This window comes from Pseudomonas sp. IPO3774 (assembly GCF_013386835.1).
Taxonomy (GTDB): domain Bacteria; phylum Pseudomonadota; class Gammaproteobacteria; order Pseudomonadales; family Pseudomonadaceae; genus Aquipseudomonas.
The window spans coordinates 20,171-46,869 of record NZ_JACAQY010000062.1 but is presented as its reverse complement, the minus strand read 5'-3'; the positions used below and the strand labels follow the sequence as shown (position 1 = coordinate 46,869).

The following is a 26,699-nucleotide window of genomic DNA, read 5'->3' as shown; positions in this document are numbered from 1 at the left end:
TGTAAAACCTGCACAATTGTGGGCTTTCCCGCGACAGGACGTCCCTTCATGCAACGCATCGTGATTCTCGGTAATGCGGGCAGCGGAAAATCCACCCTCGCCCGCGCCCTCGGACAACGCCTGGGCCTGCCCGTGGTGCACCTGGACACCCTGTTCTGGTCGCCCGGCTGGGTCGAGCCCGACGCCGAGCAGTTCCGTACCCGCGTGCGCGACGCCGTTGCCGCCGATGGCTGGGTGTGTGAAGGCAACTATGCGCGGCGCACGTTCGACCTGCGCCTGCCCCGTGCCGATTTGATCATCTGGCTCGACACGCCACGGCTCACCTGCTTTACCCGGGTGATCCTGCGCAGTGCGCTGAACCGCCCGCGCCCGGATATTCCCGCCGGCTGTACCGAGAAACTCGACCGGGAGTTCCTGACATTCCTGAAGTACGTGTGGACGTTTGATCGCGGCCACCGGCCAGGTATCGAGGCGGTGCGGTTGGCGGCAGGCCCGTCGGTGCCCGTGGTGCACCTGCGCGGTGGCCGGCAGATCGCCGAGTTTTTCGAGCGCTTGCCCGCAGCATCTGAAGGCTGCCTTGAATAAATGGAGCAGGAGCGTTGGCCGCGATAGTGGGTCGTCTTGCCAGTGAAGAAATCAATGATGGCAAGACTTCCACCGCTTTCGCGCCATGCCGTCCTACAGGTTTTTTCAACTGTAGGATCTTGTTGGTAGCCGCTCCCTCGTGCGACCTGTAGAAGCCCCTATCTGGATCTCAAGTACCGATAGAGCGTCTGCCGACTGATTTCAAAATCACGCGCCAATTTGGATCTACTTTCTCCTGCAGTGGCCCGGTCAATTAAGTTTACAACCTGATTGTCAGACAGCTTTTTCTTGCGACCTCTATAAGTCCCACGATTCTTTGCACTGGCAATTCCCGCCGCCTGTCTTTCCCTCATCGCAGCGCGCTCGAACTCTGCAATCAGCTCCATTACCGCAATGATCGACTCCACGACTTCAAGACAGTCATGCCGGAAAACCAGGTTTTCGTTCAAACACTCCAACGTGACCTGCTTTTCAATCAACCGGCGAATGATGGCGCACAGCTGCTCCGTGCTTGAAGTCAGCGCTGCCATGCTGTCCACCACCACGGTATCCCCGCACTGCAGGTAGCGGAGTAGCCTTTCCAGGCCTGCAGGATTCGCGGCATTGTTTGCCGGCTCATCGCAAAACACGGCATCAAATACATCGTCGCTTGTTATTTTCTCTACGCCACCCTCGGGCTCTTTTAGAGCGCGCCGGAAATATTTGATGCGATGCAATCTCATGGTGCCTCCTTGGCAATACTTGTACAGCGTCATTTTATACTTGTACAAACTGTAACTAAATCATCAATTCCTTACACTGCACTTGTATCACTGAACCCACCCATAATACACAGTTGCAAAAAGTTGAACTTCCCTTATCATTTTGAAGCATGGAATTCTAACAAGCTTTTCGCAAAAAAGTCGATTTCGTATTCCTTGAATGCCCCGTGCAATTCAAGCAACCCATATGAGTATCTACTGTTTTACAGCTCCAACAATTGACATGACCGGCTTGACGCGGCTGTTAATTTCTCGATGCAGTCAGAGGATGAATGGATGAATGTCTTGGAAGGCGCCATCGAAATTGATCGCCCAACTACCGATCAGGAAAAGATTGATAAGGTAACCCGCAGTATTACCGATCATGGGAACTACCTGCGAAAGCGTTATCCGATCCTGCAGCACCAGGATGCTCTGGGCGCGAGTGTCATGGCGTTTTCCCTGATAGGGATGGTCATTACGGGAGGGCTCTATCTAAAGGGTTTTATCCCCGCATGGATGTGTATTCTGGTCAATGCGCTGCTGACTTCGTTCATTCATGAAATCGAACATGACCTGATTCATCGCCTTTATTTTAGAAAACAGCCGCTGGCCCATAATGCCATGATGCTCTTCTGCTGGCTGGCACGCCCGGGTATGCCCAGCCCGTGGCTAAGACGCAGTCTGCACTTTCATCACCATAAGGAGTCCGGAACTGATTCTGATGTTGAAGCCTGGATCACCACGAGCGGCAGTCCTTGGGGAATACTGCGATTACTCAAACTGGTGGACGGATTTGTATTTGGTTTTCTAAATGCGGTGTTTGCCCCGGGATGGCGGCAAAAGGTAAAATTGTTAGGCAAGATCATTCGGCTCAATACACCATTCGGGCTTCTGTATTGGGGGTGCTGGTATGTGTTCCTCGGCTACCACCTGTATGTCTGGCTTGGGTCAATTACCGGGATGGAGGTTCACAGCGCTGCTACGACGCTGGAACTAATGGATATCGTCAATAGTGCAGTGGTTATTCTTATAGCGCCCAATATGATACGGCAGTTCTGCCTGTTCTTTATAAGTTCAAATATGCACTATTACGGCGATGTTGCCCCGCGTAACGCATTACAACAAACCCAGGTGATGAACCCTTGGTGGCTGTGGCCGTTCCAGTTGTTCTGTTTTAACTTTGGCAGCACTCACAGCATCCATCACTTCGTGGTGAGAGACCCGTTTTATCTGCGTCAGATGACGGCACCTTATGCTCATAAAGTCATGGCCCAGGCCGGTGTCAGGTTCAATGACTTCGGCACCTACAAACGAGCCAATCGCTTTTCCATGGAGCACTCCCAAACTCGGTCTCGTGGGTGAATTCCTCCACAACCATTATCGGTGTTCGGCACGTATCAAGGGCCGCACTTCAAATACGAGGACGTTGAGGTATGAAAGCGCAAGGGATATGTGCGAAGCAGTTTGAAGCGGTCAAGCAGGCTTTCGAGGACATGTTCGATGATCCGCAGGAACGTGGGGCCGGCCTGTGCGTGCAGGTAGGCGCAGAGATCGTTGTCGACCTGTGGGCCGGCATGGCAGACCAGGCGGGCACGAAACCCTGGACCCGCGATACGCTGGCCAATACCTTCTGCGTAATAAAACCCTATGTCGCGGTGGCCGTCCTGATGTTGGTTGAGGCGGGCAAGCTGGAGCTGGATGCACCCGTGGCCCGTTACTGGCCCGAGTTCGCCCGGAGCGGGAAAGCAAAGGTCACCCTGCGCCAGGTGATGAACCATACCGCAGGCCTGCCGGCGCTGCGGGGGCCCGACCACAACCCAATGATGTATGACTGGGAGCATATGCTGCGACTGCTGGAGGCCGAGCCGCTGTGGTGGGAACCGGGAACAGACCTGGGCTACGGCACCACCACGTTTGGCTGGATCCTCGGCGAGTTGATTCGCCGGGTGGACGGACGAGATCCCTGTGTGTTTATCCACGAAGAGATTCTCGATCCCCATGAGTTGGACGTGCACCTTGGCGTGAGCGAAGAACACTTTCACCGTATCGCGCGTTTCGACAGTGCCACGGGACGAGTCGGTGACCCTTACTCGCAGGCGTTGCGAACCGTGGTGAAAAACGAGCCGTCGCATATCGCGACGCTCGCCTTCACCAACCCCGGAATGGTGCCCAGACGAACCAGTGACCCTCGCTGGTGGGCCTACCGGCAACCCGCCGTGTGTGGACACGGTTCGGCTCACGGCCTGGCCGGTTTCTACAGTGCATTGATGGCAGGAAACTTTATCGGTCCCGAGCTGCTTACTGAATTCAGCCGTGAGCACAGTCATGGCATGGATCGAGTATGGATGCGCCCCATGCGTTATGGATTGGGTTGCATGCTCGAGCAGCAACGCGACCCGACGGCTTCCCATGCAATGGGCCCGAACACCTTTGGCCATATCGGGCTTGGTGGCCCGATCAGTTTCGCTGATCCCGAAAAACAAGTGAGCTTCGGTTTTGTCACCACGACTTCGGGCAGCCATTCGATGATTGATCCACGCCCCCGCCGACTTTCATCCCTTGTCTATGCGGCGCTTTGAAGGCAGGGGGCGGATCTGTTCATCTGAGGCTTTCAAGGGGGCGCACTACTGCCGAATGCAACGCAGCAAGTTTGTGGCAAGACACAAGTGGCTGATGGCAAACCGAAACCTTCCCCTCCCGGCCAACAATGAGTCATTGGCTTATGAACGAAGACTGGTACAACGACGACATGATTTATTTATAAATAAATTCATACGCCTCGATATAAGAACCTATCTCGTTTGAATGAGCAGTCACCCACACTGCATTCATGCCTGTCTTTCTTTGATCGTTGAATTCCGACTGAGTGGTACAAAGCGCAACCCAGCGCTCAGTCTTTAAATCCTTAATCCGCAGACCCGCCTCACAACGACTGAACTTTCCAACGTAGGGCCCCGGAGTCACCAGCTCGTAAGGTGACGCATACTGAACAATGTCGCCGGGCAAAAGGTACGTAACGACGTCATAACTGTGCAAGGACAAAATCAGACCCAGGCAAAAACCACCAAAAAAAGATTCTCCAACACGGTTCGGGTTTCTTACAGCCGGACGATAGTAGGTGGCCCTTGCAGCAAAAAAGAGTCCAACCAGACAACCAATGACTATATAGGTCGTCCACTCGGGAATCGATGGCATTAAAACCGTTCGCATTACAATGCGACCGGCCCAGAGCGTATAAGCAATCCATGCTCCAAATAACAGACACACCACCAACAACAAGGTTCTTTTCTTTGATTTGTTTTCAAATGAAGGATATTCCATTCCCTGCCTACTCTATTTTTAATTCCCGGGAAAAGCGCTTCGTGCTTCACGCCAACTTCCTTTACCCGATTGGCATGCCGGGCATATTAACGAATGAGCGTCATGGTGACCGATCTATTTACCCACGACTCACAGACATGGCCAGAGCGCCATCGGTTCTACCCATTAGCGCAAATTGTTCAACCGCCTCACATCCCTTATCCTCGTGGCCTTACCTGCCAGCGCCCGCCGGAGCCCCCCATGGACCTCGCCACCCTCACCCTCTTCCTCCCGGCCTGCTTCGCCCTGAACATGGCGCCAGGCCCGAACAACCTGCTGTCCGTGAGCAACTCCACCCGCTACGGCTACCGCACTTCGTGCCTGGCAGGCATCGGGCGACTGCTGGCCTTTGCCGGGATGATCGCCCTCGCGTCCGCCGGGCTGGCGGTGGTGCTGCAAACCTCGGAGTTGTTGTTCTACGGGATCAAGATCCTGGGGGCGGCGTATCTATTTTATCTGGCGTATCAACTGTGGCGGTCCAATCCGCACGCGGAGGCTGAGTCGACGGCGCCCAAGGCGGGCTTGTGGGCCTTGGCGCGACAGGAGTTCCTGGTGGCCGCCGGCAATCCCAAGGCAATCCTGATTTTTACCGCCTTCCTGCCGCAATTCGTCGACCCGGCACATCCGATCACGCCGCAATTTGCCCTGCTGGGAGCGATGTTCCTGGCGCTGGAATGGTTCGCCATCAGCGCCTACGCCTATATGGGTTTGCATATGCGCCGCTGGTTCGCGCAGCCTCGGGGCAAACGGATTTTCAACCGCTGCTGTGCGGGGTTGTTGTCGGCCGCCGCGACGGTATTGCTGATGGCGCGCAGGGCCTGAGCACTGCGAAAAACCGGCGAAAACGCTTACAATCGCCGTCTCACCGCAACTCAGGCAGGCCAGTTCGCCCATGGCGCTCGACCCCATCACCATACTGGTCCTCACCATCGCATTGGCAGGCGCCGCCGCGCTGTACCTGGCCGTCGAGTGGCGCAATGTCCGCGAGCCATCGCTGCTGTACTGGACTGCCGGTTTCGCCATCATCAGCGTGGGCAGCACCCTGGCGCTGTTGCGGGCCAGCGGCCTGCTGTTGATCGGCATCTGGTTCGCCAACGGATTGCTGATCACCGCCCACTGGCTGTTCCTGCTGGGCGTTGCGCGTTTCACCCAGGTGCGCCTGTCTCGCGCCTGGTACCTGATGTTCGTGGCCTGGTTTGCCATGCTGCTGTTGCCGGAAGGACAGTCGTGGTCCAGGGCCATGCTGCTGGCCAACTCGCTGCTGGTTGCCCTGCCGACCCTGCGGGCCAGTTTCCTGTTGCGCCCCCATGGCCGATCACTCAGCGTGGGCGCGGTGCAACTGCGCTATGTGCTGCTGGCCCACGGGCTGTTCTATCTGGCCAAGTCGCTGGTGGCGATCGTGCCGGGGACACTGATCGACCTGACGGCGTTTCGTGGCGAGATCATTCAGGTGTCGCTGGTGGAAGGCGCCATGGCGATCATGCTGATTGCATTGTCGATGACCGGCACCGAGCGCTACCGCCGTGAGGAACAGATTGCACGGTTGGCCGCCCGCGACCCGTTGACCGCGCTGTACAACCGCCGCGCCCTTGAAATGCGCGCGCCGAGCCTGCTGAGCGAGGTCTCGCAGGCCCGGCCGGGTGCCCTGCTGTTGATCGACATCGACAATTTCAAGCTGATCAACGACCTGTACGGCCATACCGCGGGCGACCGGCTGCTGGTGGCCCTGAGCGAGATGATTCGCGCGCAGTTGCCCGATGATTCGCTGGCGGCGCGGTTGGGTGGCGACGAGTTCGTGATCCTGCTTAATGACACCTCGAACGCGCGCATTGTCGCGCTGGGCAGCGCCCTGCGCGAACAGTTTCATCAGGCTGCCTCGCAGGCGTTCGCCACGCCCGAGGCGGTGACATTGAGCATCGGCGCCAGCCTGTTCGACACGCCGCCCGCCAGCCTCGCGGCCTTGATCGAACAAGGCGACGCGGCGCTGTATGAATCCAAGCGCGGTGGACGCAACCGGATTCGTCTGGTGGACCGGACTGCGGTGGGCGCCGATTGACTCAATCGGTGCATCAACCTTTGAGCGCCGCCTCAATCCCCGCAATATCAATCCTGGTCATCCCCATCATCGCATCAAACGCCCGCTTGGCCGCTGCCGGGTCGGGGTGGGTGATCGCCGCACTCAGTACACGCGGGGTAATCTGCCATCTCACCCCCCATTTATCCTGGCACCAGCCGCAGACGTTTTCCTGGCCGCCATGGCTGACAATCGCGTGCCACAAGCGGTCGGTTTCCGCCTGGTCGTCGGTGGCCACCTGGAACGAAAACGCCTCGTTGTGCTGCACGCCGGAGCCGCCGTTCAGCCCCAGGCAAGGAATACCCATGACGGTGAATTCCACGGTCAACACATCGCCCTGTTTGCCCGCCGGATAATCCCCGGGGGCGTGATGGACCGCGGTCACTGCGCTGTCCGGGAAGGTCCCGGCATAGAAGTTGGCAGCGTCCAGTGCGCTGCCGTCGTACCAAAGGCACACCGTGTTTTTGTTGAGCATGAGTGTTCTCCAGCGTGGAGGTTCGGACTTGCAGTGTAGTACCGCTACCGACAAGAATGCGTTCGCGTCCTGACATGAACCCAAACGGTGCAGAGAATGAGTAATGGTGTAAGGATCGACCCGCGAATCATCCCGGTTCCGCGGTCCATCAGCCCCGATGCCCAGGCGATGCTGCAACGCATGGTGAACGCCGATGGCGTGCCGCTGAACAGCCTGTACACCCTGCCCGCACCCGATGACCACGCTGGCTGGCGCCGCATGCAGGCCGCAGTTGCCCAACAGTACGCGGCGTCCCAGGCGGGACAGACGGCAGACCACGTTGAGACATTCACCGTGGAAGACGCCACCGTGTACCGGGCGACGCCGGCATACGGGGCCGAGTTCGCCTATATCGACCTGCACGGCGGTGCCCTGGTGTTCGGCGGCGGCGAAAACGCCCGCCTCGCCGCCGGCAAGCACGCCGACCTGCACAACCTGACCTGCTACGGCGTGGACTACCGCATGCCGCCTGACCATCCGTACCCGGCGGCACTCGATGACTGTATGGCCACCTACCGGCATGTGCTGAAGCACCACACCCCGGACAAGATCGTGATCGGCGGACGCTCGGCCGGAGGCAACCTCGCCGCTGCCATGGTGCTGCGCGCCCGCGACGAAGGCTTGCCGCTGCCGGCCGCGCTGGTATTGCTGTCACCCGAAGTGGACCTGACCGAATCGGGCGACAGCTTCCAGGTCAACCGCACCGTCGACGTGGTGTTGCCCAACCCGCTGATGAGCACCAACCTGCTGTACGCCGCTGGCGCGGATTTGTCTCACCCGTACCTGTCGCCGCTGTTCGGGGATTTCGCACCAGGCTTCCCGCCGACGTTCGTGCAAAGCGGCACCCGCGACCTGTTCCTGTCCAACGCCGTACGCCTGCACCGGGCGCTGCGCCGGGCCGAGGTACCGGTGGAACTGCACATCTTTGAAGCAATGCCCCACGGCGGTTTCATGGGCGCGCCGGAAGACGCAGAACTGTCGGCAGAGCAGGTGCGTTTCGTGCGCCACTGGTTGAACCGCGACTGATCGCCGTGAGTTGACACACCCTGTAATAATCCATAAAGATAAGCGCCTTCTTCAGGGTGTGTCCTCAATGTCTGCAACGACCTTCAACTTTTCCGTCATTGGCTTGATTGCCAAGGCGCAAGGTTGCGTTGCGCACGCCCTCAAATCGAAGAAACAGTCGCTCATGTGACCGGGGCGCGCTGTCCCGTCAGATGAGCTGACAGGACATTGAGCGCGAAGGCCCCCTCCTCTTGCTTACTTCCCTCTGCCCTTCTGACGGTGACGAAATCGGTCAACCATCAGGAGAAAGCGCATGTCATCGTTTCAAGGTATCTGGGTTCCCGTCGTTACACCGTTTCATAACGGCGCCATCGACTTCATCGGCTTGCGCCGCCTGGTCTGCCATCTGCTGGAACAAGGCGTGGCCGGGATCATGGTCTGTACCACCACCGGCGAAGCCGCAGCACTGAGCCGCCGTGAGCAGTTGGCGATGCTGGATGCCGTACTGGAACTGGTACCGCCGCAGCAGGTGGTAATGGGCCTGGCGGGGTATAACCAGATTGAGCTGCTGCAGTTCCAGAGTGAAATCCAGCAACGCGCGGTGGCCGGTTTGCTGGTACCGCCGCCGAGCTACATCCGCCCGTCCCAGGCGGGCCTTGAGGCGTTCTTCCGCACCGTGGCCGATGCGTCCAGTATGCCGATCATTCTGTATGACATTCCCTACCGCACCGGTATCGCCTTCGAACAGGCGACGTTGCTGAACATCGTCGCCCATGAACGGATCGTCGCGATCAAGGATTGCGGCGGGAACCTGGCCAACACACTGGCGTTGTTGGCCAGCGGGAAGGTTGATGTGTTGTGTGGCGAGGATGTGCAGATATTCAACGCGCTGTGCCTGGGAGCGACCGGCGCGATTGCCGCGTCGGCGCATGTGCGTACCGCAGATTTTGTGGCGCTGCATCGACAGGTTCGCGACAACCGGTTGCTGGCGGCTCGCGAGACGTTTTTCGGGCTGCTGCCGTTGATTCACACACTGTTCGTGGAGCCCAATCCGGCACCGGTGAAGGCCGCGCTGGCGATGGAGGGTTTGATCGGCAGTGAGTTGCGGGCGCCGATGTTGGGGGCGAGTGAGACGGTGACAAATCGGTTGCAGCAAGTATTAGGCGTGCGGCAATGACCCGTGGCGAGGGAGCTTGCTCCCGCTGGGCTGCGCAGCAGCCCCAATTCAGGCACCGCGTTTTCGCCAGGTAAAATGGGGTGACCGGTTTTGGGGGCGCTTCGCACCCCAGCGGGAGCAAGCTCCCTCGCCACAGGGCACGGGCTGCTTATCCTCTCGCCACCGCCAACCGATGCAACGTGATCTTGCGCACCTCCTGCTTGCTCACCTCGATGTGAGTCTTGAGCAGTTGCTGCGCCAGATCGCGGTGCCGTGCCGAGATCGCATCGAGGATGCTTGCGTGTTCCTCATAGGTCGCTGCGATACGTGATTGCTGAGTGAAATCCAGCCGCCGAATGATGCGGATTTTCTCGGTTATCTCGTAATGCATGCGCGCCATTTCAGCGTTGCCCGTGGCCTGCACCAACCCGCAGTGGAACTCCTCATCCAGCGCGCAGACGACCTGTGCGTCATCCAGCCGGGCACTTTCGTCCACCCGCCAGATCGCTTCAAGCCGTTCAAGCCCCTGCTCCGCCATGCCACACAAGCGGCTGACGGCGGCCAACTCCAGCACGATTCTTACGTCGTAAAGCTCTTCGAAATAGTTGAAGTCGAACGGCCGCACCTGCCAGCCACTCCTGAAAAACACCTCCAGGTACCCTTCCCGCTCCAGCCGATACAGCGCCTGGCGCACCGGCGTACGGCTGGCCTGCATGCGCTCGGCCACGTCGCCTTCGCTGAAGCGGTCACCCGGCAACAAACGAAAGTCGAAGATGTCGTCCTTCAACTGCTGGTAAACCCGTTCCGCCAGGCTGTCCGGCCGTTCGCTGGGCTTTCTCATGGTCGAGAGCTGCATGGCTATTTCCTGCTCGCCATGTAGGCGCGCCAGCCGCCGAATTCGGTGATGTCAGTAGCGCCTGCCAGGGCCCAGGGCTCGCAGATAAACCCCTTTACGCTGCGCCCATCCGCCAGGGTCAGGTTGCCGATGCCCAGCGGCGCAGGGATCTCGGCGACGAACTCACCAAAGCGGGCGACAGGCATGTCCCACAGCTCGACGATGATCGAGCGGCCCGAGTCATCCCTGGCCAGCCCCGGCTTGGGCGGAACCGTGCCCGGCAGTGCATGCAAGCGGTAGTTGCTCGCTGTCAGGGTTTGCTCCACCAGCACGGCGTTGCGGCTGGTCAGCTGGAAGTTCAGCGGCATCCCGGTGAGATGCGCCCCAACCACCGCCACCCGCACGCTGCCGGGCGCCTGTCGCGCCGGTGCCGGTTGCGGCAGATTGCGTTGGGTAGCGCCCAGCGGAAGATCAAGGCCGGCCTGCCAACGCTTGCCCAGATGCGCCAGGGCGGCGTCGTGCCAGGCCGGCGCGATAAGGGTGATGCCGCACGGCAGGCCGTCGCTGCGCAGCCCGGCGGGCACGGCCAGTGCCGAGAGGTCGGCCAGGTTGGTGAAGTTGGTGTAGAAGCCAAACTGCGAGTTGTAGAGCACCGGCTCCACGGCCATTTCCGCCAGGGTGCGGATCGTCGGCGATGTCGGCACCAGCAAGGCGTCGAAACCGGCCAGGGTGTCGTTGATGCGGCGGCTCAGTTCGGCGCGCAGGTATTCGGCTTTATAGGCATCGCAGGCGCTGTACGTGTGACCGTTTTCCACGATGCCACGCACCACCGGGTTGATCGCTTCGGCGTTGCTGGCGAGCATGCCTTCCAGTGCCACCGTGCGCTCCGCAACCCAGGAGCCGTAATAGAGCTGCTCGGCGAGTTGCTGAAACGGGCTGAAATCCACCGCCGTGATTTCGGCGCCGAGGGACTGGAACCTGAGCAGCGCCTGTTCAAATACGGCCTGGTTCTGCGCGTCGCCAAAAAACTCCAGGCTGGCCGGAACCGCCAGCTTGATCGTGGCGCCGACCGCTACGGGAGCAGTGTTGGGATTGACGCGTGAATAGGCGTCGCTGGCGTCGTAAGCAGCAGCGAGGCCCGCAACCGTCTCGGCATCTTCAACCGTCAGAGCAAACACCGAAATACAGTCCACGGTACGACAGGCCGGCACCAGTCCGGTGTTGGACAAGCGCCCCTTGGTCGGCTTCAACCCGACAATATTGTTGAAGCCCGCCGGCACCCGCCCGGAACCGGCGGTGTCGGTGCCCAGGGAAAACGCCACCAGCCCGCGGGCAACCACCGAGGCCGAACCCGAGCTGGAACCGCCGCTGACATAGTCCGGGTTAAAACTGTTGCTCACCGCGCCGTAGGGCGAGCGTGTACCGACCAGGCCGGTAGCGAACTGATCGAGGTTGGTCTTGCCCATCAGGATCGCCCCGGCCGCCCGCAACCGCGCCACCACCGAGGCATCCGCCGCGGCGGTATAGGCAAACTCAGGACACGCCGCCGTGGTTTCCCAACCCGCCGCATCGATGTTGTCCTTGATGGCAAACGGCACGCCATACAACGGCAACTGGTCGATATCGCCGTCGACCGCCGCAAGCCGCTCGGCCAACTGCGCCAACTGGTCACGCAACTGCTGCGGTTGCACCTGGCTGATCCAGGCGTTGTCCTCGGCGGGAAACGTGCTCGCCAGGGTCAACAGGATGTCGGGAGTCAGCGCCTGGCTGCGGTAGGCAGCTTGCCATTCACCCAGGGTCCAGCCGAGTTGTTCGTTGCGCATTGAGGATTCCATCTTGTATCCAAGTTTGGATTTCTTTTAGCAATCCCTGGGCCAATCAGCTGCAAGCCAATGAATACGTGAGGTTGACAGAAAACCCACCGATGGATCGCCTCCAGCCGTGCTCCGTCATGAAGCAGCAATGCGCCAAAAAAAGACATTCTGGCGGCCGCGCGGTTGCGAGCGGCCCGATACCGGCCTATGTTCGAAACCATGTTGTAAACGCTGCTGTCCATCCCATACGCCCTTCCGTAGCCAGGTGACGACATGCCCACCGCTTCCCGCCCCGCCGTGCTCGAACTGATTGGCAATACCCCGCTGGTGCGGGTCAGCCGCTTCGATACCGGCCCGTGCACGCTGTTCCTCAAGCTTGAATCCCAGAACCCCGGCGGCTCCATCAAGGACCGCATTGGCCTGGCAATGATCGACGCCGCAGAGCGCGATGGCCGCCTGCGCCCCGGCGGCACCATCATCGAAGCCACCGCCGGCAATACCGGCCTCGGCCTGGCCCTGGTGGGACGCGCCAAAGGCTACCGGGTGGTACTGGTGGTGCCGGACAAGATGTCCACCGAGAAAGTCTTGCACCTGAAAGCCATGGGCGCCGAGGTGCACATCACCCGCTCGGATGTCGCCAAGGGCCATCCCGAGTATTACCAGGATGTGGCGGCGCGACTGGCCAAGGACATTCCCGATTCGTTCTTCGCCGACCAGTTCAACAACCCGGCCAACCCCCTGGCCCATGAGACCAGCACCGCCCCGGAAATCTGGGCCCAGACCCAACATGACCTGGATGCCATCGTGGTTGGCGTTGGCTCGGCCGGCACCCTCACCGGCCTGACGCGCTTCTTCAAGCGCGTGCAACCTGACCTTGCCATGGTGCTGGCCGACCCGGTGGGCTCGGTAATGGCCGAATACAGCCGCAGCGGCACCATGACCGAACCCGGCTCGTGGGCCGTGGAAGGTATCGGCGAAGACTTCATTCCCTCGATCGCCGACCTCTCCAGCGTGCGCCACGCCTATTCCATCAGCGACGAAGAAAGCTTCGACCACGCCCGCCAACTGCTGCGGGCCGAAGGCATTCTCGGTGGCTCCTCCACCGGCACCCTGCTGGCCGCAGCCCTGCGTTATTGCCGCGAACAGACCGAGCCCAAGCGCGTGGTCACCTTCGTCTGCGACACCGGCACGCGCTACCTGTCGAAGGTCTACAACGACCAATGGATGAACGACGCCGGCCTGCTGCAATACAAACACTACGGCGACCTGCGCGACCTGATCGCCCGTCGTTTCGAGGACGGCCGGGTGATCAGCGTCGGCCCCGACGACAGCCTGCTCACCGCCTTCCAGCGCATGCGCCTGGCCGACGTCTCACAGCTGCCGGTGCTGGTGGACGGCAAGCAACTGGTGGGGGTGCTCGACGAGTCGGATGTATTGCTCGGCCTGCATCAGAACGCCGCGCACTTTTCCATGACCGTGGGCAGCGCCATGACCAACGCCCTTCACACCCTCGCACCCAGCGCCAGCCTTGCGCAATTGCAGGCCGAGCTGGATCGCGGGCTGGTGGCAATCATTGCCGACGCCTCGGGCTTTCACGGCCTGATCACCCGCGTCGACCTGCTCAATCACCTACGGAGATCCCTTGCATGACCCAGCACGATAAAAGCGCCTTCGCCACCCGCGTGATCCATGCCGGGCAATCCCCGGACCCGACCACCGGGGCGCTGATGCCGCCGATCTACGCCAACTCCACCTACCTGCAAGACAGCCCCGGCGTTCACAAGGGCTTTGACTACGGGCGCTCCCACAACCCGACGCGCTTTGCCCTGGAACGCTGCGTGGCCGACCTGGAAGGCGGCACCCAGGCGTTCGCGTTCGCCTCCGGGCTGGCGGCGATTTCCACCGTGCTGGAACTGCTCGACGCCGGTTCCCATGTGGTTTCCGGCAATGACTTGTACGGCGGCACCTTCCGCCTGTTCGACAAAGTGCGCCAGCGCAGCGCCGGGCATCGCTTCAGCTTCGTCGACCTGACCGACCTGTCGGCCTTCGAAGCCGCGCTGCAGGACGACACGCGGATGGTCTGGGTCGAAACCCCGAGCAACCCGCTGCTGAGCCTGACCGATCTCAGTGCCATCTCCCGCATCTGCAAGGCCCGGGGCATCATCTGCGTGGCCGACAACACCTTCGCCAGCCCCTGGATCCAGCGCCCGCTGGAGCTGGGTTTCGACATCGTGGTGCACTCCACCACCAAGTACCTCAACGGCCACTCCGATGTGATCGGCGGCATTGCGGTGGTCGGCCAGAATCCTGAACTGGCCGAGCGCCTGGGCTTCCTGCAAAACTCCGTGGGCGCAATTGCCGGGCCGTTCGACGCATTCCTGACCTTGCGCGGGGTGAAGACCCTGGCGCTGCGCATGGAGCGCCATTGCAGCAATGCGCTGGAACTGGCGACGTGGCTGGAGCAACAGCCGCAAGTGGCGCGGGTTTATTACCCAGGCCTGGCATCACACCCGCAGCATGAGCTGGCACGCCGGCAGATGCGCGGGTTTGGCGGGATGATTTCGGTGGACCTGAAAAGCGACCTGGCAGGAGCGACACGCTTCCTGGAAAACGTGAAGATCTTTGCGTTGGCTGAAAGCCTGGGGGGCGTTGAAAGTCTGATCGAGCACCCGGCGATCATGACCCATGCGAGCATCCCGGCAGCGACCCGGGCGCAGCTGGGGATTGGTGATGGGTTGGTGCGGTTGTCGGTGGGGGTTGAGGATGTGGAAGACCTGCGGGCGGATCTGGCGCAGGCGTTGGCAAAAATCTAACGCGCAATCTGCCGGAGCGAGCATGCCCGCTCCGGCAACACCTTAAATAGCGTAATTGACCTCAACCATTCGCCCGGTCTTGATGGACTCCAGCGCACAGTCCGCCAAGTGCAACGCATACAGCCCATCGCGCATGTTGGTGGGCAGCGCGCGCCCCGCGCTCAGTGCCTGGATAAACTGCCCCAACTCATTGCGGTAGGCATCCGCATAACGCTCCAGGAAGAAATGCTGCAACGGCTCCAACGCCTCGGTGTGCTCGTGGTTCCAATGGCGCAAGGTGCTGGGTCGATGGTTATCCGTGAGCAGCACCCCCTTGGCCCCGGATACCTCAAGTCGCTGGTCATACCCGTAGACCGCCTCCCGACAGCAGTTGATATGGCACTGTTTCCCGGATGCGGTGCGCAGCAGCACCATCACGCTGTCGAAGTCGTCAATCTGCGCCAGGCTCGGGTCTACCAGCCGGCTGGCTATCGCGCTGACTTCGATGGGCTCTTCACCCAGCAGGTGCCGCGCCATGTCGAAGTCATGAATGGTCATGTCCCGCAGGATGCCGCCGGAATGTGCCAGGTAATCCCGTGGCGCCAACCCCGGGTCACGGCTGGTGATGATCACCTGCCGCACAGCACCAATTTGCCCCGCGTCGATGGCCTGGCGCAGGCGCAGCGTGTCGGGATCGAAGCGGCGGTTGAAGCCCAGCATGACTTTGCCGCCCTCGCGCTCCACAGCTTGCGCCGCCGCCCGCGCCTTGGCGAAATTCAGGTCAATGGGCTTCTCGCACAGCACGGCCTTGCCCTGGGACACGGCCGCCAGCAGCAAATCGATATGAGTGTCGGTGGGTGTGCCAATCACCACCGCGTCGATATCGTCCCGACTTAGCACTGCTGCGCAGTCATAGGCCGCCTCGCAACCCAGCTGCGCAGCCAAGCCATCGACGCCCTCCCGCCAGGGGTCGGCGACCACCACCAGAGTGGCATCAGGATGGGCCGCGACATTGGCCGCGTGAATGTTGGCGATGCGCCCTGCACCAAGGACAGCGATACGTAGCATGGTCGAACTCCTGGGATTGTTATTGGGTGTGGAGATTCAGTCCGGCAGGTTGAACGGTGTGACGATCTGTACCTGTGACGGCGCAATCGGCCCAGCCTTCCACAGCCGATGAAATTGCAGGATGTGCAGGAACACATGGCGCGCATCGATCTGCAGGTTGTGATCGATAATCGCGGCGACTTTTTCTTCAGCCAACAGCTGGCGATTCTCTTCGTCGAGGTCGTGAGCAATAAACACGTCCAACGGGCGATCCAGAGCCGCGAAGGCGTCGACAATTGCGCGGTTGCCACCGCCGACGCTGTACACCGCCTTCAGTTCCGGATGCTGCTTCAACGCATCGGTGACCCGGGCAAACGTTCGGTCATACACGCCGTACCCACCGCTGATATCCAGTACCCGCAGGTGCGTCGCACGGCCGCGCAGCCACATGCGAAAACCCATTTCGCGTTCTTCCTCGCCCCGGAACAATTCACTGCCAATCACCACCGCCACTTCCTGGGGTTGGGGTGACAGCCAGCGGGACAGGAGGTACGCGGCGGTTTGTCCGGCGGTGCGGTTATCCATGCCTACGTAGCCGATGCGCTCGCTGTGGGGCAGATCGGTGACCAGGGTCACCACCGGAATACCTGCGGCCGCCAGGTGCTTGACCGCCAGATTCACCGCCGGCTCGTCCGCGGCCTTGAGCACCACACCCTGGCTGCCGGTCTCGAGGCAGCGCAGCAATTGGTCGTGCATCGCCTGAGGCTCGATCTCTTCGAACACATGAAACCGCGGGGCGATACGAAACGGTGCCAGGCTGCCCAGTTGGGCGGTGATGGCGGCCTGCACCGCCGCACTGAAGCGCTTGGGCGTGTGCATGATCACATCGACATGAAAGGTCCGGCCTACTGCCAAGCCATTTTTTTCCTGGGATTCCAGCTCATCCAGAGCCTGTTCGATACGCCGCCGGGTTTGGGCGTGCACGCTGCCGCGCTCATGCAAGACGCGATCGACCGTCGCCTTGCTGACGCCCGCCTGGGTGGCCAGTTGCTTGATGGAAAAGTGTTTAGCGCGTTCGAGCATGCCGTTGAGCCTGAGGTTTTTTTGAGGTCTTTTTGAGACTCATTGAGGTGACCGCAATGCTAGTCTCAGTTTTGCCCGGCGTCGAGCCCGGCCTTCAAAACAACAAAAACCCAGGAGACCCCGATGCCTTCAACCGACCTCAGCCATACCTTCAAAGGCCAATACTTTGTCGTCACCGGCAGCACCCAGGGATTGGGGGCTGCCGTCGCCCATACCCTGGCGCGGCGCGGTGCTGCCGGCCTGATCATCTGCGGACGCCGTCCGGACCAGGGCCAGGAGCAAGTACGGCAGTTGGCAGCGCTCGATTGCCGCGCGGTGTTTGTCCAGGCGGACCTGGAACAGATTGGCGACTGCCGCGCCGTGATCGAGGCGGCCCGTGCCCACTTCGGCACCCTCCACGGGCTGATCAACTGCGCCGGGATGTCGGATCGCGGCACCATTCTCGACACCTCCCCCGAACTGTTTGACCGACTGTTTGCGGTCAATGTGAGGGCGCCGTTTTTCCTGATGCAGGAAGCCTTGAAGCTGATGATCAGCCAGAGGGTTGAAGGTGCAGTGGTCAATATCCAGAGTGTCACCGGCCACGGCGGGCAATCGTTCTTGAGTGCCTACGCGGCGTCCAAGGGCGCTCTCGCGATTCTGACCAAAAACGTGGCGTTCAGCGCCCTGCGCAACCGGATTCGGGTCAACGGCTTGAACATCGGCTGGATGGACACACCGCACGAGGATGAAATCCAGCGGCACTACCACGGTGCCGGGGATGCCTGGTTGGAAGCCGCCGAAGCCGCACAGCCCTTCGGCCGCCTGCTCAAACCTGAAGAGGTGGCCCGGAGCGTGGCATTTCTATTGTCACGCGAGTCGGGAATGATGACCGGCACGGTGATCGACCTGGAGCAAGGCGTCATCGGCTGTGGCGACGGCGGCACCCCACGCCCCGATCAGGCCTTGAGCCTGGTGGAGGGTGCGTGATGCCTGCCTTTGTCAGCGCCGATGCGGTGCAACTGGAAGATTTTCACTCGATCTGTGCCCAGCAGGCGGCTGCCGAGGACTACCCGCACTGCGCCGAAGTGTGCAGCAACATCCCGATCTATCAGGCCCAGGCACTGCGCAACGGCGATCGTCACGCCGTGCTGGACGAACTGCATCGCCTGTTCAGCCAGGGGCCGGGAGTGATGGTGGTGCGCCAGGGCTACGCCGACCTGGACGTGGTCGACCGTCACAGCCAGGTATTCGAAGCGATCTTTGCCCAAGAGGCTGCGCAAGGTGTGGCCGCCGACCACTTCGCCAAGGCCGGCAGTAACGGACGTATCTGGAACTCATTACAGAAGGCCGCACTGCAGTCGCCGGCATCCTTTGTCGAATATTACGCCAACCCACTGCTGGGGTTGATCGCACAAGCCTGGCTCGGCCCGGGCTACCAAGTCACGGCCCAGGTCAACGTGGTGCACCCCGGTGGCCAAGCCCAGCAACCGCACCGTGATTATCACCTCGGGTTCCAGACCATCGACGTGGTGGAGCGCTTTCCGTTGCCCCTGCACACGCTGTCCCAATACCTCACGCTGCAAGGGGCCGTGGCCCACAGCGACATGCCCCTGGAAACCGGCCCGACCCAACTGCTGCCGTTTTCCCAGCAATACCCACTGGGCTACCTGGCCTGGAGGCGCACTGAATTCATCGAGTACTTCCAGCAGCATGCCGTGCAATTGCCGCTGAACAAAGGTGACCTGCTGTTCTTCAACCCGGCCCTGTTTCACGCCGCTGGCACCAATCGCACACCGGACCGCCAGCGCATGGCCAACCTGCTGCAAATCTCCTCGGCGTTCGGCAAAACGATGGAGGCTGTGGACCGCGACCGGATGATGCTGGCGCTGTACCCCTGCCTGTTGGAGCGCCTGGCGGACAACGTCATGGATGGCGAGGCGCTGCACGCGGTGATCGCCTGCACCGCCGATGGCTATTCCTTTCCCACCAACCTGGATACCGACCCACCCTTACAGGGCCTGGCTCCGCAAACCGGGCAGCAACTGATGTTGCAGGCACTGAACGAACGCTGGCCCTGCGAGACCTTTGCCGAACGCGTTGCGCAACTACACGCCAAACGCCAAGGCTGAGGAATGTTTTCAACGTCTTTCAAAACAACAAAAAAACGGACTGACACCATGAAAAAACAGCTGCTGACCTTGCTCCTGACCCTCATCGTTACCCCGCTAGCCCTCGCCGAGACACGCATCGGTGTCAGCATCGCCCAGGTGGACGACGTGTTCCTCGCCCAGATGCGTGACTACATGGCGGCCCACGCCAGGGACCTCACCGACGTGACCCTGCAATTCGAAGACGCCCAAGGCGATGTGGTGCGCCAACTGAACCAGGTGCAGAGCTTTTCTGCCCAAGGCATGGACGCGATTATCGTCAACGCGGTCGACACCGCCGCTACCCAGAAAATGACTGTGAATGCCCAGCAGGCGGGTATCCCGCTGGTGTACGTCAACCGTCGCCCGGACATCCCGGTCCTGCCAGCCGGGGTGGGTTATGTCGGCTCGGACGAGATCAAAGCGGGCGAGATTCAGATGCGCTACCTCGCGGAAAAAATGAACGGCAAGGGCAACCTCGCAATCATGCTCGGCTTGCTCTCCAACAACGCCACCCACAACCGCACACAGGGCGTGAAAAACGTACTGAAGGATTACCCCGACATCCATATCGTCGAAGAACAAAGCGCCGACTGGCAACGCAGCAAGGCCATGGACCTGATGAACAACTGGATCGTCTCGGGCAAGAAAATCGACGCCGTGGCGGCCAATGCCGATGAAATGGCTATCGGTGCCGCGATGGCGATTACCCAGGCCGGCATGCACCCTGGCAAGGACATCCTGGTGGGCGGCAGCGACGGCGGCCCCGCCGGCCTGGATGCGATCAAGAAAGATCTATTGGTAGTCACGGCCTATCAGGACAACAAGGGCCAGGCCGTCGGCTCGATTGACCTGGCGCTGAAGATGATCAGGAAGCAGCCCTACACGGCGGAGCTGACCATTCCCTATCAACAGATCACCAAGGACAACTATCAGGCCTTTCTCACCCCTTGATTGTTATCAGCCCAGCGCCAAGCAGACCGGCCAGCCCCGACAAACAGAGCACTCCCACTCCATAAGCGAGGGTGCGCCAGGGCTGGCGGCCGCTCAGATACATCACCGTATGCATCACACGGGCAGCGGTGAACAGACAGAACAACCCCGCGGTAGCGGTGCCTGGCGTTTCCATCGCCAGGCACAGGCCACCCAAAATGAAGAACAACGGAATATTTTCCAGATCATTGGCCCAAGCCTTTTCGGCCCGGGAGACTTGCGGTAACTCCTGGGGATTCGCATCGCGATGGAAGAAAGCTGCATCCTCGTGGTTAGTGAATGCACGGAATCTGAGTCGAAAGAAACCCTGGTAACAGGAGATCGCCAGCATCTTCAAGAACAGCACCAGTACGCACAACGCATAAACCTCCATCACCGGCCCCCTGAAGGTTCGCGGAACCCGTTGACCACGATATACAGCAACGGACCGATGGATACGAAAACCGCCGTTACCAGTAAATAGGGCAACACCGACGCCAGGGATTTGCCCCTGGCCCGCGCATCCCGGTACATCCATACGCCCGCCAAGGCCGCCATCAGATACAAATCAATCACCACCTGGGCAGTATCCGGCCTCGATATCAATTCACGTCCGAACGCCATGAGCGATTGTTCGGCGATCAGCATCGTGATCAATGTGTACAGGGCAAAAGCCAACAGCCCGGCCAGGGCAATCCAGGGTCTGCGCATGTTCTCCTCCTTGGAGACAACGGTTCGGGAAGCTGCACATTAGTGATAACGTCGTTCCCCTCTCAATGACCTCGAAGGTCATCGACACCACCGACCCGCACGGCCAGAGTCAACCCATGAGCAGCCAACCTTTCCCCCGCGCCAACCCCGACACTACCGCCGGCACGCAACTGCGCGTGCTGCGTCGGCACGCCAGATTGAGCCAGCTGGAACTGGCGCTGATCACCGGGGTTTCCCAACGCCACCTGAGCTGCATCGAGACCGGGCGCGCCAAGCCGAGCCCGGGCACCTTGCATAATTTGCTGATGGCGCTGGAGGTTCCGCTGGAGCAATGCAACAGCGTGTTCCTCGCTGCCGGCTTCGCCCCGCGCTATGAGGCAACCCCGCTCTCCTCGCCCTCCATGGAGGCTATTCGCGAGGCCATCAACCATGTGCTGCACGCCAATAATCCTGCACCGGCAATCGTGCTGGGCAGCCATTGGGAAGTGCTCGCCGCCAATGCCAGTACCCACGTGCTGTTCGATCTGGTGGGGATCAAGCCGGAAGCGGCTGAAGAGCTGAATTTGCTGGTCACCCTGCTGCAGCCTGGTGGGCTGGGTGATCACTTGATCAACGCTGAAGAAATCCGAACCGTCGCCTGGCAACGGGCATCCCGCGAGGCGTTGGGCAATCCGCAACTTGCCAGGACTCTGGACAGCCTGCCGGCGCCGCAGAGCACCGAGGCATTGACCAATGAGCTGCCGCCGCTGCTGCTGACACGCGTCAACTCGCGTGAAGGCGAGCTGAACTTCATGTCGACCTTCACCACCTTTGGCATGCCACAGGACATCACCGTGACGTCGTTGCGCATCGAGCATTTGATTCCGGCGGATGCGCAGACGTGGCAGGTGATGACTGCGGCGTATGAGCGGTCGAAATAGGCAATGCCTCGCCGGGTCCGGCTTACGCCATCGGCACGGCAATCAGCAAGATCGCCGTGCCATGGGTGGCCGTCGCCGCCACCACACCGTAGCGCATCCGCACCAGCCCGCAGGCCACGCCTTCAATCAGGGTAAAGGCCAACACTGGCCAGCCCAGTTGCGTCACGCTCAACGCCAGAAATGAATGGCACGCGGCGAACGCCAACCCGCTGAGCAACGCCGCACGCAGCGGCGTAACGTGCTGTTCGAGATAACCCTGCAAGAAGCCGCGAAACAATACCTCTTCCAGCGCATTGGCGCAGTAGGCAAGCACCAGCATGCCCATCAGCCAGGCCCAGTAAGCCGGCTCAATGCCTTGATACAGCCGCAATGGCAGGCCGATCAGACACCCGGCCCCGAGTCCCACCGCCAGGCCCGCCCAACGATTGCCCTTGAACAGCACCGTCAGTTGCCACAACTCCGGTGCCAGGCGCGCGAGCAGGGCAATCAGCCCAAGGGATAACCCGCCCAGCGCGGCCAGCACCCACGGGTTGGCCGTGAACTCGATCTGCACCTCGCGGCTCAGCGACCACATGCCCAGCGGCGTCATCGCATCGCGCATCAGCACAAAGGCCAGCAGCAGGATAACGATGCGCAAGCCCGGCAATGTTTTCGGCGTGAGACCAAACCACAGGCCAAACAGGATCAGTCCCGGGAGCAGGTAGATTCCATAGTGGACCAGTACCGCAAACGCCTCGGCGATCACCCGGTTTCAGTCCCGTGCCACGGCGATCATGTCGATTTCCACGGCCGCGCCCTTGGGCAATTGCAGCACGCCCACCGAGGTGCGCGTATGGGATCCTGCGGCCCCCAGGATCTCGTTCAACAGGTCCGACGCACCGTTGGCCACTTCGCTTTGCTGGTCGAAGTCATCCGCGCTGCGCACGTACACATTGATCTTGAGGATCGCCTTGACCTGGTCCAGCGAACCCAGTGCCTGCTTGAGCAAGCCCAGGCAACGCAGTGCGCTGACGCCCGCGGCAATCTGTGCGTCGGCCAGGCTGAGGCTTTCGCCGACCTTGCCGGGCAGCACGATCGTGTCGCCTACTCGCGGGATCTGGCCGCTGATGTAAACGTGATTGCCATCCCTGAGCAGCGGCGTGTAGTTGCCGCCGATCTTGAACTCGTTGAGTTGGTAACCCAGGCGCACCATGGCCGCCGCGTATTTTTGATCCGGTGTCATGTTTGTTGTCCTCACTGGCTGTTGCGAATCCACACAATGAAGTCGCCGGCCACAGCATAGCCATGTGCCATTTCCACGGGAAGCGCCGAGCGTTATTTCGCAAGTGATACGACGACCAATACTGGCAAACAGCGCTTATCTTCTAGCCAAGAACAAATTTCACTTTCCTTGATCCCGGTAAATACGGCATGGTTGTACGACGACTTAAAAACACAGCCCGAGTCGTCCCGGTACCCACAACAACAAGGAAACACCCATGCAAAACGTCAAGGTTCTGATTGGTTTTCTGTGCCTGTTCAGCGGCTACGCGGCCGCCGCGCCCGCCGCAAGTGACAAGGATGTAGCCACAGCGGTCGATCATCTGACCCAGGCCATGCTGCACAAGGACATCCCGCAACTGCAGGCCCTCACCGCGAACAACCTCACCTACGGCCATTCCAGCGGCAAGGTCCAGAACAAGCAGGAATTTATCGCCGACATTGAAACCGGCAGAAGTGGTTTCAAGACCCTGGAAATGCAGAAACAGACCATCACCCTCAATGGCGACACCGCCCTGGTGCGCAACCACTTTTCCGCGCAGGCGGTGAACAGTGGCGTCGAGGTGCCCACCGAAATTGAAAACTTCCAGGTCTGGCAGAAGCAGAAAGGCAAGTGGCTGCTGATCGGGCGCCAGGCCTACAAGTTCTGAGTCCCGCCTGGATCGTTCCCACGCTCTGCGTGGGAATGCATCCGGTGACGCTCTGCGTCACTATCGCGCAAATCTACGGCGGGACGCGGAGCGTCCAAGGCGGCGTTCCCACGCAGAGCGTGGGAACGATCCGGCCCCCTAGTACGCCTTCACCGCCCAGCGCACTTTCACCAACGCCTCGCGCAGCACCTCCCGGTCTACCGACCCCAGCGCCACTCGCAAGGCATGGGGCACGTGGGCCGAGACGGCAAACGGCTCGGCCGTGGACACCGAGATATTTTCCCGTGCCAGCGCCATGGTGATCTGATCGGCGCGGGCATCTTCCGGCAACGGCAACCACAAGAAATACGAAGACGGATGGCGGATAACATTCAAGCCCGCCAACACCTCATCGGCCACCGCCTGGCGCGCCTGGGCGTCCTTACGTTTTTGCGCTTCAAGCTGCAGCACCGTGCCGTCGTCGATCCACGCGGCAGCCACCGCAGTCATCACCCCCGGGGTGTTCCAGGTGGTGGCCATGACCGTACGTTCCAGCGCCGCCATCCACTGCTGCGGAGCGGCGACAAAACCCACCCGCAGGCCGGTGGCGACGCTCTTGGACAGCCCCGACACATAAACCGTGCGTTCCGGCGCCAGTTCGGCCACGGGCGGTGGCGCGTCCTCGGCCAAAAACGCGTAGGCAGCATCCTCGATCAGGATCAGGTCATGCCCACGGGCAATCGCCACCAGGTGCTCGCGCTGCGCCATGCTCATCACCCAGCCCAACGGGTTATGCAGGGTCGGCATGCTGTACACGGCGCGTACCGGGCGCCGGGCGCAGAGTTGTTCAAGAAAGGCCAAGTCGGGGCCCGTCGCGGTCACCGGGATCGCGACGATTTCCAGGTGCAGCGTCTCGGCCAGTACCTTGAACCCGGAATAGGTCAGCGCATCCACCGCCACCACATCGCCGGGCTTGAGCAGCGACATCATGGTCACCGCCAGCCCATGCTGGGCACCGCTGACGATCAGCACCTGCTCGGCCTGCACCGTCAACCCACGACTCAGCAGATGACGCGCCACCGCTGCCCGCTCATGCAGCCGACCGGCGTGAGGCTGATAGCGCAGCAGCGCCGCCAGGTCGCCGGACAACGCCAACTGGCGCAATGCGGTGCGCAGCAGGTCGGTCTGGCCCGGCAGCGACGGGTAGTTGAAGTTGAGATCGATCATGCCCGCCGCCACCGCGATCTGCCCTATGCCCTGCCCTGGCGACAACGCGATTTCCCGCACAAAGGTTCCGCGCCCGGTTTCACCACTGACCAGGCCCATGGCCTCAAGCTCGGTGTACACCCGGCTGGCCGTGACCAGCGCCAGGCCATGGCTGGCGGCCAACTGGCGGTGCGTCGGCAACCGGGTGCCCGCCGCCAGCGCGCCCGAACGGATATCCCTGGCGAAGGTGTCCACCAATGTCTTGTAGCGGGCGCGGGGCATAGGCGATGTATCCATGACAATTCTTTGATTGTCTTGATAGTGAATCATAGGATGCGCAGGACGTAACTTATCCCTATCGAGCCCTACACCCATGGAACGAACCACCCACCTCAACACCCGGGAAAACAACGCCAGCGGCTGGATCAACGGTTTGATCGGCGTGGTGATCTTCAGCGGCTCGCTGCCGGCCACGCGCCTGGCGGTGCTGGAGTTCGATCCGGTATTCCTGACCGTCGCCCGCGCCACCATCGCCGCCCTGCTCGGCCTGTGCCTGCTGTGGCTGTTCAAGGAAAAAACCCCGGCCCGCAGTCAGTTGCTGCCCCTGGCAATCGTCGCGCTGGGCGTGGTAATCGGCTTTCCTTTGCTCACCGCACTGGCCTTGCAGTACGTCACCAGTGCCCATTCCATCGTATTTGTCGGCCTGCTGCCTTTAGCCACTGCGGTCTTCGGCGTATGGCGCGGCGGCGAGCGGCCCAAGTTGGTGTTCTGGCTGTTTTCGATCCTGGGCAGCCTGCTGGTGGTGGGCTACGCGGTTGCCCAAGGCCTGAGCGCTGCGCCCGCCGGGGATTTGCTGATGCTGTTGGCAATCCTGGTGTGCGGCCTCGGTTATGCCGAAGGGGCCAGGCTCTCACGCACCCTGGGTGGCTGGCAGGTGATCTGCTGGGCGCTGGTGATCGCGCTGCCGATTGTGGCCCCGCTGACGGCGATCCTCGCCCCGGGCACTTTCGTGAGCATCAGCCTGCCGGCCTGGCTGAGCCTGGCCTATGTGTCGCTGTTCAGCATGCTGATCGGGTTTGTGTTCTGGTACCGCGGGCTGGCCCAGGGCGGCATTGCCGCCGTCGGGCAATTGCAGTTGCTGCAACCGTTTTTCGGCCTGGCACTGGCGGCCACGCTGCTGCATGAGCAGGTGAGCCTGGGCATGCTGGGGGTGACCGTCGCGGTGATTGCGTGCGTGGCGGGGGCCAAGAAGTTCGCCCGCTGACCATCAGCGTTCAGGCGCAACCATCTTGAACTTGATGACAATCGCATTGGACACCACGCTGTCCGCCCACTCCCCCGCGCCGATCCTGAAGTCATCGCGCTTGAGCACGAATTCGCCGTCGAATATGCCAATGCCGCTCTGCTCCTTGAGGGCCACCTTGACCTCCACCGGCCGGGTCTGGCCCTTGAGGGTCAGGTTGCCGCTGAACAGGTAACGGTTGTCGCCCAGGTCAGTGATGTGGGTCGAGGTGAAGGTGCCCACCGGGTAGGTCGTCATGTCGAACCAGCCGGGCTTGGGCAGTTCGGTGTTGGCGTCGTCGCTGCCGGCATTGATGCTCGGCAGCTGGATGGTCAGTACGGTGCTGGCGGCGGCCGGGTTTTGCGTGTCGAAATTCAGGGTCGCCGAATAGGTGCCAAACGTGCCGTACACCTCTTGGCCCATCTGGTCATAGGTGAAGCTGATGGTGCTGGCCGTCGGATTCACGTCGGTGTATTCCACGGCGTACGCGTTAGACAAGGTGGCGAGGGCAAGGACGACCGCTGGCAATCGAGATTTCATGGGATTCTCAACCGGGAATGAACACGCTGTGCACTGCTAACA

At 61.1% G+C, this 26,699-nt stretch carries 28 protein-coding genes; 15 read left to right on the top strand and 13 right to left on the bottom strand.

Going from position 1 to position 26,699, the window contains the following annotated elements; genetic code table 11:
- Window positions 1-48 precede the first annotated feature (48 nt).
- Window positions 49-585, top strand: a complete 537-nt coding sequence (locus HYE77_RS27945; protein WP_134326741.1) for an AAA family ATPase — start codon at window positions 49-51, stop codon at window positions 583-585.
- A gap of 158 nt (window positions 586-743) precedes the next feature.
- On the opposite strand, the gene HYE77_RS27940 is transcribed toward HYE77_RS27945, so the two are convergent.
- Window positions 744-1,307: a recombinase family protein gene (locus tag HYE77_RS27940; RefSeq protein ID WP_177070037.1), complete on the bottom strand. Its 564-nt coding sequence runs from the start codon at window positions 1,305-1,307 to the stop codon at window positions 744-746.
- A gap of 315 nt (window positions 1,308-1,622) precedes the next feature.
- Here HYE77_RS27940 and HYE77_RS27935 point away from each other — a divergent pair, with 315 nt between their 5' ends.
- Window positions 1,623-2,690 (top strand): fatty acid desaturase, encoded by a 1,068-nt coding sequence (locus tag HYE77_RS27935; RefSeq protein ID WP_177022601.1) that lies wholly within the window; start codon window positions 1,623-1,625, stop codon window positions 2,688-2,690.
- A gap of 71 nt (window positions 2,691-2,761) precedes the next feature.
- A complete protein-coding gene (locus HYE77_RS27930; protein ID WP_177050599.1) occupies window positions 2,762-3,907 on the top strand; it encodes a serine hydrolase domain-containing protein in 1,146 nt (381 codons plus the stop codon).
- Window positions 3,908-4,082: 175 nt separating this feature from the next.
- Here the strand turns inward: HYE77_RS27930 and HYE77_RS27925 are convergent, their stop codons facing one another.
- Window positions 4,083-4,649, bottom strand: a complete 567-nt coding sequence (locus tag HYE77_RS27925) for a hypothetical protein (protein WP_003215135.1) — start codon at window positions 4,647-4,649, stop codon at window positions 4,083-4,085.
- 240 nt (window positions 4,650-4,889) lie between these two features.
- On the opposite strand from HYE77_RS27925, the gene HYE77_RS27920 reads away from it, so the two are divergent.
- Both HYE77_RS27920 and HYE77_RS27915 read left to right on the top strand, forming a co-directional pair.
- Window positions 4,890-5,510 carry a LysE family translocator gene (locus HYE77_RS27920; RefSeq protein WP_177070034.1) on the top strand — a complete coding sequence of 207 codons (621 nt, stop codon included), beginning with the start codon at window positions 4,890-4,892 and terminating at the stop codon, window positions 5,508-5,510.
- A gap of 70 nt (window positions 5,511-5,580) precedes the next feature.
- On the top strand, window positions 5,581-6,744 hold the full coding sequence (locus HYE77_RS27915) for a GGDEF domain-containing protein (RefSeq protein WP_008436297.1): 1,164 nt from the start codon (window positions 5,581-5,583) through the stop codon (window positions 6,742-6,744).
- Window positions 6,745-6,757: 13 nt separating this feature from the next.
- On the opposite strand, the gene HYE77_RS27910 is transcribed toward HYE77_RS27915, so the two are convergent.
- Entirely contained in the window at window positions 6,758-7,237 is a 480-nt protein-coding gene (locus HYE77_RS27910; RefSeq protein ID WP_177070032.1) for a VOC family protein, read from the bottom strand.
- A 96-nt stretch (window positions 7,238-7,333) separates the two neighbouring features.
- On the opposite strand from HYE77_RS27910, the gene HYE77_RS27905 reads away from it, so the two are divergent.
- Window positions 7,334-8,302: an alpha/beta hydrolase gene (locus HYE77_RS27905; protein ID WP_177070030.1), complete on the top strand. Its 969-nt coding sequence runs from the start codon at window positions 7,334-7,336 to the stop codon at window positions 8,300-8,302.
- A 292-nt stretch (window positions 8,303-8,594) separates the two neighbouring features.
- Window positions 8,595-9,458 carry a 4-hydroxy-tetrahydrodipicolinate synthase gene (gene dapA / locus HYE77_RS27900; protein ID WP_177070027.1) on the top strand — a complete coding sequence of 288 codons (864 nt, stop codon included), beginning with the start codon at window positions 8,595-8,597 and terminating at the stop codon, window positions 9,456-9,458.
- Between the two features lie 148 nt (window positions 9,459-9,606).
- Here dapA and HYE77_RS27895 read toward each other — a convergent pair whose 3' ends face one another.
- Window positions 9,607-10,293 carry a GntR family transcriptional regulator gene (locus tag HYE77_RS27895; RefSeq protein ID WP_003215120.1) on the bottom strand — a complete coding sequence of 229 codons (687 nt, stop codon included), beginning with the start codon at window positions 10,291-10,293 and terminating at the stop codon, window positions 9,607-9,609.
- A 2-nt stretch (window positions 10,294-10,295) separates the two neighbouring features.
- Entirely contained in the window at window positions 10,296-12,095 is a 1,800-nt protein-coding gene (atzF, locus tag HYE77_RS27890; RefSeq protein WP_177070025.1) for an allophanate hydrolase, read from the bottom strand.
- 264 nt (window positions 12,096-12,359) lie between these two features.
- Here atzF and HYE77_RS27885 point away from each other — a divergent pair, with 264 nt between their 5' ends.
- Together HYE77_RS27885 and HYE77_RS27880 are read left to right on the top strand one after the other, a co-directional pair.
- Entirely contained in the window at window positions 12,360-13,736 is a 1,377-nt protein-coding gene (locus HYE77_RS27885) for a cystathionine beta-synthase (RefSeq protein WP_177070023.1), read from the top strand.
- Window positions 13,733-14,899: a cystathionine gamma-synthase gene (locus HYE77_RS27880; RefSeq protein ID WP_008436288.1), complete on the top strand. Its 1,167-nt coding sequence runs from the start codon at window positions 13,733-13,735 to the stop codon at window positions 14,897-14,899. The genes HYE77_RS27885 and HYE77_RS27880 overlap by 4 nt, the downstream gene beginning before the upstream one ends.
- A gap of 42 nt (window positions 14,900-14,941) precedes the next feature.
- On the opposite strand, the gene iolG is transcribed toward HYE77_RS27880, so the two are convergent.
- Both iolG and HYE77_RS27870 read right to left on the bottom strand, forming a co-directional pair.
- Entirely contained in the window at window positions 14,942-15,946 is a 1,005-nt protein-coding gene (gene iolG, locus HYE77_RS27875) for an inositol 2-dehydrogenase (RefSeq protein WP_177050611.1), read from the bottom strand.
- A 36-nt stretch (window positions 15,947-15,982) separates the two neighbouring features.
- Complete coding sequence (locus HYE77_RS27870) at window positions 15,983-17,008, bottom strand: LacI family DNA-binding transcriptional regulator (RefSeq protein WP_003215111.1); 1,026 nt, start codon at window positions 17,006-17,008, stop codon at window positions 15,983-15,985.
- Window positions 17,009-17,131: 123 nt separating this feature from the next.
- Here HYE77_RS27870 and HYE77_RS27865 point away from each other — a divergent pair, with 123 nt between their 5' ends.
- Genes HYE77_RS27865 through HYE77_RS27855 form a run of 3 tightly spaced genes read left to right on the top strand, consistent with a single transcriptional unit; the run spans window position 17,132 to window position 20,091 of the window.
- Window positions 17,132-17,977, top strand: a complete 846-nt coding sequence (locus HYE77_RS27865; RefSeq protein WP_003215109.1) for an SDR family oxidoreductase — start codon at window positions 17,132-17,134, stop codon at window positions 17,975-17,977.
- A complete protein-coding gene (locus HYE77_RS27860; protein ID WP_003215107.1) occupies window positions 17,977-19,119 on the top strand; it encodes a phytanoyl-CoA dioxygenase family protein in 1,143 nt (380 codons plus the stop codon). The genes HYE77_RS27865 and HYE77_RS27860 overlap by 1 nt, the downstream gene beginning before the upstream one ends.
- A gap of 48 nt (window positions 19,120-19,167) precedes the next feature.
- Window positions 19,168-20,091 carry a substrate-binding domain-containing protein gene (locus HYE77_RS27855; protein WP_177070021.1) on the top strand — a complete coding sequence of 308 codons (924 nt, stop codon included), beginning with the start codon at window positions 19,168-19,170 and terminating at the stop codon, window positions 20,089-20,091.
- On the opposite strand, the gene HYE77_RS27850 is transcribed toward HYE77_RS27855, so the two are convergent.
- Together HYE77_RS27850 and HYE77_RS27845 are read right to left on the bottom strand one after the other, a co-directional pair.
- Window positions 20,081-20,503: an MAPEG family protein gene (locus HYE77_RS27850; RefSeq protein ID WP_003215104.1), complete on the bottom strand. Its 423-nt coding sequence runs from the start codon at window positions 20,501-20,503 to the stop codon at window positions 20,081-20,083. The two genes, HYE77_RS27855 and HYE77_RS27850, sit on opposite strands and share 11 nt — an antisense overlap.
- Window positions 20,503-20,820, bottom strand: coding sequence for a DUF2834 domain-containing protein (locus tag HYE77_RS27845; protein ID WP_003215101.1), 318 nt, complete (start codon window positions 20,818-20,820; stop codon window positions 20,503-20,505). The genes HYE77_RS27850 and HYE77_RS27845 overlap by 1 nt, the downstream gene beginning before the upstream one ends.
- Window positions 20,821-20,936: 116 nt before the next feature.
- Between HYE77_RS27845 and HYE77_RS27840 the strand changes: the two genes are divergently transcribed.
- Window positions 20,937-21,740: a helix-turn-helix domain-containing protein gene (locus HYE77_RS27840; RefSeq protein WP_177070019.1), complete on the top strand. Its 804-nt coding sequence runs from the start codon at window positions 20,937-20,939 to the stop codon at window positions 21,738-21,740.
- A 22-nt stretch (window positions 21,741-21,762) separates the two neighbouring features.
- On the opposite strand, the gene HYE77_RS27835 is transcribed toward HYE77_RS27840, so the two are convergent.
- Both HYE77_RS27835 and HYE77_RS27830 read right to left on the bottom strand, forming a co-directional pair.
- Window positions 21,763-22,485, bottom strand: a complete 723-nt coding sequence (locus tag HYE77_RS27835) for a CPBP family intramembrane glutamic endopeptidase (RefSeq protein ID WP_177070017.1) — start codon at window positions 22,483-22,485, stop codon at window positions 21,763-21,765.
- Window positions 22,486-22,491: 6 nt separating this feature from the next.
- Entirely contained in the window at window positions 22,492-22,962 is a 471-nt protein-coding gene (locus HYE77_RS27830) for a RidA family protein (RefSeq protein WP_177070015.1), read from the bottom strand.
- Window positions 22,963-23,218: 256 nt separating this feature from the next.
- On the opposite strand from HYE77_RS27830, the gene HYE77_RS27825 reads away from it, so the two are divergent.
- Window positions 23,219-23,650, top strand: a complete 432-nt coding sequence (locus HYE77_RS27825) for a nuclear transport factor 2 family protein (RefSeq protein ID WP_008436281.1) — start codon at window positions 23,219-23,221, stop codon at window positions 23,648-23,650.
- A gap of 138 nt (window positions 23,651-23,788) precedes the next feature.
- Here HYE77_RS27825 and HYE77_RS27820 read toward each other — a convergent pair whose 3' ends face one another.
- Window positions 23,789-25,117: a PLP-dependent aminotransferase family protein gene (locus HYE77_RS27820; protein ID WP_177070121.1), complete on the bottom strand. Its 1,329-nt coding sequence runs from the start codon at window positions 25,115-25,117 to the stop codon at window positions 23,789-23,791.
- Window positions 25,118-25,208: 91 nt separating this feature from the next.
- On the opposite strand from HYE77_RS27820, the gene HYE77_RS27815 reads away from it, so the two are divergent.
- Window positions 25,209-26,099, top strand: coding sequence for a DMT family transporter (locus HYE77_RS27815; protein WP_134326757.1), 891 nt, complete (start codon window positions 25,209-25,211; stop codon window positions 26,097-26,099).
- Between the two features lie 3 nt (window positions 26,100-26,102).
- Here HYE77_RS27815 and HYE77_RS27810 read toward each other — a convergent pair whose 3' ends face one another.
- Complete coding sequence (locus HYE77_RS27810) at window positions 26,103-26,657, bottom strand: YceI family protein (protein ID WP_173883028.1); 555 nt, start codon at window positions 26,655-26,657, stop codon at window positions 26,103-26,105.
- Between the last annotated feature and the right edge of the window lie 42 nt (window positions 26,658-26,699).